Genomic DNA, 6,696 nt, shown 5'->3' on the forward strand with positions numbered 1-6,696 from the left:
GGAGGAGAATATATGTTTTTCAAGACTACGGAACAACACGAAGAGTTGAGAGCAAAAATTAGAAAGTTTGCAGAAGAAGAAGTTAAACCGATTGCATTTATGCTAGATCAAGAAAATAAATTTCCTAAAGAAGCAATAGAAAAATTAGGCCAAATAGGAATGATGGGTATTCCATATCCTAAAGAATATGGAGGAGCTGGTTTAGATACAATTAGCTATGCCATAGCTGTTGAGGAATTGTCTAGAGTAGATGGAGGTACAGGGGTTATTCTTTCTGCTCATACATCTTTAGGTGCATATCCAATTGCTGCTTATGGAACAGAAGAGCAAAAACAAAAATATCTAGTTCCATTGGCAAGTGGAGAAAAAATTGGAGCATTTGCTCTTACTGAAGAAAATGCTGGTAGTGATGCTGGTGGTACTGAGACTACTGCTGTTTTAGAAGGAGATCATTATATTTTAAATGGTGAAAAGATATTTATTACTAATGCTGGTGAAGCCGATATATATATTATATTTGCAGTTACTACACCAGGCATGGGTACTCGTGGTATTAGTGCATTTATTGTAGAAAAAGGCTGGGAAGGATTTAGCTTTGGTCAAAGTTATGATAAAATGGGTATACGTTCTTCTGCCACTGGAGAACTTATTTTCAATGATGTAAAAGTTCCTAAAGAAAACCTATTAGGCAAAGAAGGAGAAGGTTTTAAGATTGCCATGGCTACATTAGATGGTGGACGTATTGGTATCGCAGCTCAAGCTCTTGGAATAGCACAAGGTGCTTATGAAAATGCCTTAGAATATTCAAAGGAAAGGATTCAATTTGGCAAACCAATTGCTCACAATCAAGCTGTATCTTTTAAATTAGCTGATATGGCAACAAAGCTTAGAGCATCTAGATTCCTTGTTTACAGTGCAGCAGAACTAAAAGAAAACAATGAACGCTATAGTATGGAGGCAGCTATGGCTAAACAATATGCTTCCGATGTTAGTCTTGAAATTGTTAATGATGCCCTTCAAATATTTGGTGGAAGTGGCTATATGAAAGGTATGGAAGTTGAACGTGCTTATAGGGATGCTAAGATTTGTACAATATATGAGGGGACAAATGAAATCCAACGTATAGTTATTGCTTCCCATATTATAGGTAAATTGCCAAAAGGTGATAGAGGAGTTGCAATTTCTCAGGGAGGACCTGCTACAGGATATCGTAAGAAAAAAATATTTAAAGAAGGAACTCCTGAAGAACAAGTTAATGCTCTTGTAGAAGCTTTAAAGAAAGATGGCTATGATTTCACAGTTGGAATCCCTATAGATACTCCTATAAGTAAGGCTGATAGAGTAGTTAGTGTAGGTTTAGGTATAGGAGAAAAAGAAAATATGAAACTTATAGAAGAATTAGCAATTCAAGCTGGTGCAGCTATCGGTTCTTCTCGTCCAGTAGCTGAAGACCTTGGATATTTACCACTAAATCGCTATGTTGGTATGTCAGGTCAGAAGTTTAACGGAAATCTTTACATTGCTTGTGGTATTTCAGGTGCAGGACAGCATTTGAAAGGTATAAAGGATGCTACTACAATAGTTGCTATAAATAATGATCCTAATGCAAAAATATTTAAGAATGCAGATTATGGTATAGTAGGTGATATAATGGAAATAGTACCACTACTTACTGCTGCATTAGATAATGGAGAACCTAAGAAGGAAGCTCCACCTATGAAGAAGATGAAGAGAGCAGTTCCAAAGAAAGTTAAGCCAAACTGGAAACATCATGTATGTAACGGATGTGGATATGAATACGATCCAGGTGAAGGTGATCCTGAAGGTGAAATACGTCCAGGAACACGTTTTGAAGATATACCTGAAGATTGGACTTGTCCAGCTTGTGGTGAAGACAAAGATATGTTTATAGAAGCTTAAATGTTATAATTAATATATAAAAATATATTTTAACGTAAAAGGAGGACTTATGTATGCATTGTGTTAGAGAAGTAACTGAGGATCTTTATTGGGTTGGAGGTAATGATCGCCGTCTAGAATTGTTTGAAAATATTCATCCTATTCCAGAAGGCATTTCATACAACTCCTACTTACTTTTAGATGAGAAGACTGTATTATTTGATACTGTTGATTGGTCAGTTTGTCGTCAATTTCTTGAAAATATTAAATGGGTTTTAGGAGACAGAGATTTAGATTATTTGGTAATCAATCATATGGAACCAGACCATGCAGCTTGTATTGATGAGATTATTCTTCGCTATCCAAATGTGAAGATTGTATGTACTAATAAAGCTTTTCTGTTTATGAATCAATTTGGATTCCATCCTGGTGATAGGGTGATACAAGTTAAGGAAGGGGACACTATGTCCTTTGGAAAACATGAGGTCATGTTTATAGCTGCTCCAATGGTACATTGGCCAGAAGTTATGGTGACATTTGATAAAACTAATGGAGTACTATTCTCTGCCGATGCCTTTGGCACTTTCGGTGCTTTAAATGGTAAATTATTTAATGATGAAATGGATTTTGATCGTGATTGGATAGTGCCAGCTAGAAGGTACTATACAAATATTGTAGGAAAATATGGTCCTCAAGTTCAATCTCTCCTTAAGAAAGCCAGTAATCTTGACATCAAGATGATATGTCCACTACATGGACCAGTATGGCGTACTGATTTAGAATATTTTATTGATAAATATGATAAATGGAGTAGTTATGAACCAGAGGAAAAAGGTGTGCTTATTGTATATGGTTCAATGTATGGTAGTACAGAAGCCGCTGCTGAAGATTTAGCAAGAAGACTAGTGGAAAAGGGTATGACAAATGTAGCTATGTATGATGTTTCACAAACCCATGTTTCCTATTTGATTGCTGAAACATTTAAATACAGCCATGTAGTTCTTGCTGGTGTAACTTACAATTTAAATATTTATCCACCAATGCATAATTATCTTATAGATATGAAGGCATTGAATCTACAAAAACGTACTGTTGCTATTATTGAAAATGGCTCATGGGCTCCTAGATCTGGCCAACTAATGCGTAAGTTAGTAGATGAAATGAAAGAAATGACTATTTTAGATGAAGAGCTTTCAATAAGTTCAACAATGACTGAAGAAGATGCTGATTCAATGGATAGCCTTGCTGATAGTATTATAGAATCAATGAAATAAGATATGAAAAGAAGACCGACTTGTGAATAGACTTCATAAGTCGGTTTTTTGTATCTTTAAAATTAAATTATCATAGATTATTTTATCTATAGATGTGTTGTTTATAAAATATGTCTTTTTTACATTTCAAAGTGATATAATTGTCTATAGGGGTTATTTGAAGATTTAATACATAAGTGAGGTAATACCAATGAAAGAATTTATGGATAGATTATCAACCTTTGTTTTTTGGTATCCGTTGATAATGTCTTTATTTTGGATAGCTGGCTCTCAATTGTTTCATAAAAGTAAAGAAAAGGAGATGCCAGTAGATTTTGATGAAGTAGACTGGCCTATGGTCAGTATTTTAATCCCCTGCTATAATGAGGAAGAGACTATTAAGGAAACAATTGATTATATGCATAAAATAAATTATTCAAATAAAGAAATTATTGCAGTTAATGATGGTAGTATGGATGAAACAGGAGAGATACTACATAGGTTAGCAAAGGAATATGACGATTTAAGGATTATAGATTGTAAGGAAAACTGTGGCAAGGCAAATGCTTTGAGATTGGCAACTTTTGCTTCAAAAGCTGAGTATTTAGTATGTATTGATTCTGACGCAGTTTTAGATCCATATGCAATACATTATTTAATATATCACTTTCTTTATAGGGGAGAAAGATTGGGGGCTGTTACTGGAAATCCTAGAATTCGTAATAGGGATACATTGTTGGCTAAGTTACAAATAGTTGAATATGCTTCTATTATTGGTGCAATTAAGAGATCACAGCGTATTTTAGGTAAGATAATGACAGTTTCTGGTGTTGTTGTTGCCTTTAGAAAAAAGGCATTGGTTGATGTTGGATTATGGGATACAGATATGATAACAGAAGATATATCTATTTCTTGGAAGTTGCAACAGAGATTTTGGGATATTCGCTATGAGCCTAGAGCTCTGTGCTGGATGTTGGTACCGGAAACTATAAGTGGTATTTGGAAACAACGGATTCGCTGGGCTCAAGGTGGCCAGGAAGTTATTTTTCGTCATTGGAGAGTTATGACAGATTGGCGACATCGGCGTATATGGCCAATTTATTTAGAACAATGGGTTAGCCTATTTTGGTCTTATTCATGGGTTGTTGTTACAATATATTATTTTGTAATAGCCGATACTATTCAGGAGTTGTTTATTTGGATAGCCTTTCCGTCTTTTGCTTTAGTATTTTTGAGTTTGATACAGTTGTGGTCATCCCTAAAGATTGATAACAAATATGACAATGTATTATATCTTTATTTATGGGCTGCTTGGTATCCATTTATTTATTGGATATTGAATGCAATGATTGTAATGTTTGCTTTGCCTAGGGCTATTAAAAGTAGGATAAAAGGAGGGTATGCCACATGGGCAAGTCCAGACAGAGGACAAAGGATTTCAAGTTAAATGAATCTTTTATAATTAAGTCTAAGAAGTCATGGTGGCGTGAAGGGATAGTTATTTTATTTACTTCAATAGTATGGGTTTATTGTATAACTGTTATATATTTTTTTATTGATGCTATATTTTCTATTAATAATGAATATCCAAGGTTGTTTAAAGTATCTTTTAAAATGACCAATTCTGATATTCAAGGTTTTTTCAAGATAGCTGTAGTTTTACTTGTTACAATCTATATAATGTTATTAGTATGGATTTTTTATAACAAGAAAAGATTTGGCAGCCTTACACGTAGAAAATATCCTGGAATAACAACAAAAGAAGATTTAATGGATTTAGATATGATAGATGAGGATATTTATGAAATATTACAAGAAGAGAAGGTAGTTGTATTTGAAACAAATCCAATAAGGGATAGGGAAGATTGAGGTGAAGTTTTCTATGAAAAGATTGTTAAAATTTATTGGACTATTTTTAATGGTTTTTATTATAGCATTTGTTATAGATAAGGTAAAGACAATAAGTAAGACAGAGATAGATTTTCCAGTAATTGTTGAAAAAAATGGCTGCCTTGGCCTTAATTATCATAGGGTACGAAAAGATCATGTTGCTACAAGAATAGTGGAATTTCTAACTGGTTCTGATGAATTAAAAAACTATTCAGTCTATGAAAGTGAGTTTGAGGAACATATTAAAATTTTGGAAGAGCACGATGCTACTTTTGTTACACCAGATGATTTAAGGAAATTTAATGAAACAGGAAAATATCCCAAAAATTGTGTTTGGATTTCTTTTGATGATGTAGATGAATCTGTTTATAAGAACGCTTTTCCTGTCTTAAAAAAACATCAAATTCCATTTACTTTATTTATAATAGCAGGCCATGTAGGAAATGATGATTTTGAAAATCTTTCATTATTGAGTTGGGAACAAATACAGGAAATGGTTGATAGTGGTTTGGCAACTGTTGGTTCTCATACATATGATATGCATCGTTTAGTGGACAATAAGCCAGTGTTTTTTTATCCGGAACAGAAAAAGGCTTTTTTAAAGGATTTAATCAAAAGCAAGGAGACTATTGAAGCAAATTTAGAAGGGGTGGAAGTAGTGGATTTTGCATATCCTTATGGAGATGGAAAAGAAGAACTGGTTCCTCTTATAAAAGAGGCAGGATTTTCATCTGCTTATATTTTAGCTCCAAGGATTCTTTCTAAGGAAAATACACCTTTTTGGCAAAATAGGATTTTAGTAGATCGTTTTGTTTTCAAAAAGACTGTAGAGCCATGGTTGAAAATCCCAGAAGATTAAATCTTGTTTTTTCATCTATTTCTTCACTGGAATCTGTATCTCTGTTATAAATTCTTCTTTTTCTGCTGTACCATGGATATCTAGACGGTAAATTTCCATAGGGCTACCATTTATAGTGTAGCCTTCTTTTTTTATGAATTCCATCATTTTTTCAAATAATGGTTGGCTTTTTTCATATCCACCTTTATATACAAGTGTGGCAAAATACCCTTCAGGTAAGATGGTATTGTATTTTTCTTCATTATCATCAACAAAAAAGAAGGCATTTTCATATACAGTATAATCCCCTTTTTTCATACTTTCTTCTTCTATGAAAACCCCCATATCTTTGTTGGCAAATAAGAATAGTTTAGAGTCATTTCTAGCTTCTAGCTTGCGAAAGGCTAGATCTACTTCTTCTTCTTTAGACATAGATTCTTCTATGAAGATAATCTTTCTTGCTGCTATCTTTTCTATTTTTATCTTTTCATAATCATCTATTTTTTGAAAGTCTTTAAGTACTTTAACCTTTTTTTCTAAATCTTTTTTTAGTAGTACTAAAGGCATGATTTCTTTTTCTATTAAATCGATTTCTTTTTCCATTAGTTCAATAGTTGTATTTATATTTCTATCTTCTAAATAGGCTTTTATCTGATTTATAGAGAAGTTCAATTTTCTCAAATCCTTTATTACAGCAAGGGGCGAAAAGCCCACTTCTTTAGGTGTGGGATGGATAGCCCAAATATAAAACTATGTGTATGTATAATTTGGCAACGTACACAAAATGTGATACGATACAAGTATGGAAAATAAATA

Annotated in this window: 6 protein-coding genes; 5 read left to right on the forward strand and 1 reads right to left on the reverse strand. The window is 33.3% G+C overall.

All coding sequences use genetic code 11. The features are described 5' to 3' along the window. Positions 1 to 12: 12 nt before the first annotated feature. From FYJ27_RS13055 to FYJ27_RS10955, 5 genes are all read left to right on the forward strand, one after another. Complete coding sequence (locus FYJ27_RS13055; protein ID WP_154484866.1) at positions 13 to 1,920, forward strand: acyl-CoA dehydrogenase family protein; 1,908 nt, start codon at positions 13 to 15, stop codon at positions 1,918 to 1,920. 53 nt (positions 1,921 to 1,973) lie between these two features. Then, the gene (locus FYJ27_RS10940; RefSeq protein ID WP_154484867.1) at positions 1,974 to 3,173 is read left to right on the forward strand and encodes an FprA family A-type flavoprotein; all 1,200 of its coding nucleotides are present in this window, start codon (positions 1,974 to 1,976) and stop codon (positions 3,171 to 3,173) included. 190 nt (positions 3,174 to 3,363) lie between these two features. Next, complete coding sequence (pgaC, locus tag FYJ27_RS10945; RefSeq protein WP_154484868.1) at positions 3,364 to 4,599, forward strand: poly-beta-1,6-N-acetyl-D-glucosamine synthase; 1,236 nt, start codon at positions 3,364 to 3,366, stop codon at positions 4,597 to 4,599. Beyond that, the gene (locus FYJ27_RS10950; RefSeq protein WP_154484869.1) at positions 4,560 to 5,021 is read left to right on the forward strand and encodes a hypothetical protein; all 462 of its coding nucleotides are present in this window, start codon (positions 4,560 to 4,562) and stop codon (positions 5,019 to 5,021) included. The genes pgaC and FYJ27_RS10950 overlap by 40 nt, the downstream gene beginning before the upstream one ends. A 13-nt stretch (positions 5,022 to 5,034) precedes the next feature. Then, entirely contained in the window at positions 5,035 to 5,901 is an 867-nt protein-coding gene (locus tag FYJ27_RS10955) for a polysaccharide deacetylase family protein (protein WP_154484870.1), read from the forward strand. Positions 5,902 to 5,916: 15 nt separating this feature from the next. Here FYJ27_RS10955 and FYJ27_RS10960 read toward each other — a convergent pair whose 3' ends face one another. Next, positions 5,917 to 6,552 carry a GyrI-like domain-containing protein gene (locus tag FYJ27_RS10960; protein ID WP_229775549.1) on the reverse strand — a complete coding sequence of 212 codons (636 nt, stop codon included), beginning with the start codon at positions 6,550 to 6,552 and terminating at the stop codon, positions 5,917 to 5,919. Positions 6,553 to 6,696: the final 144 nt, after the last annotated feature.

Origin of the sequence: Anaerosalibacter bizertensis (assembly GCF_009696605.1) — a bacterium.
In the GTDB taxonomy this organism is placed as follows: domain Bacteria; phylum Bacillota; class Clostridia; order Tissierellales; family Sporanaerobacteraceae; genus Anaerosalibacter; species Anaerosalibacter bizertensis.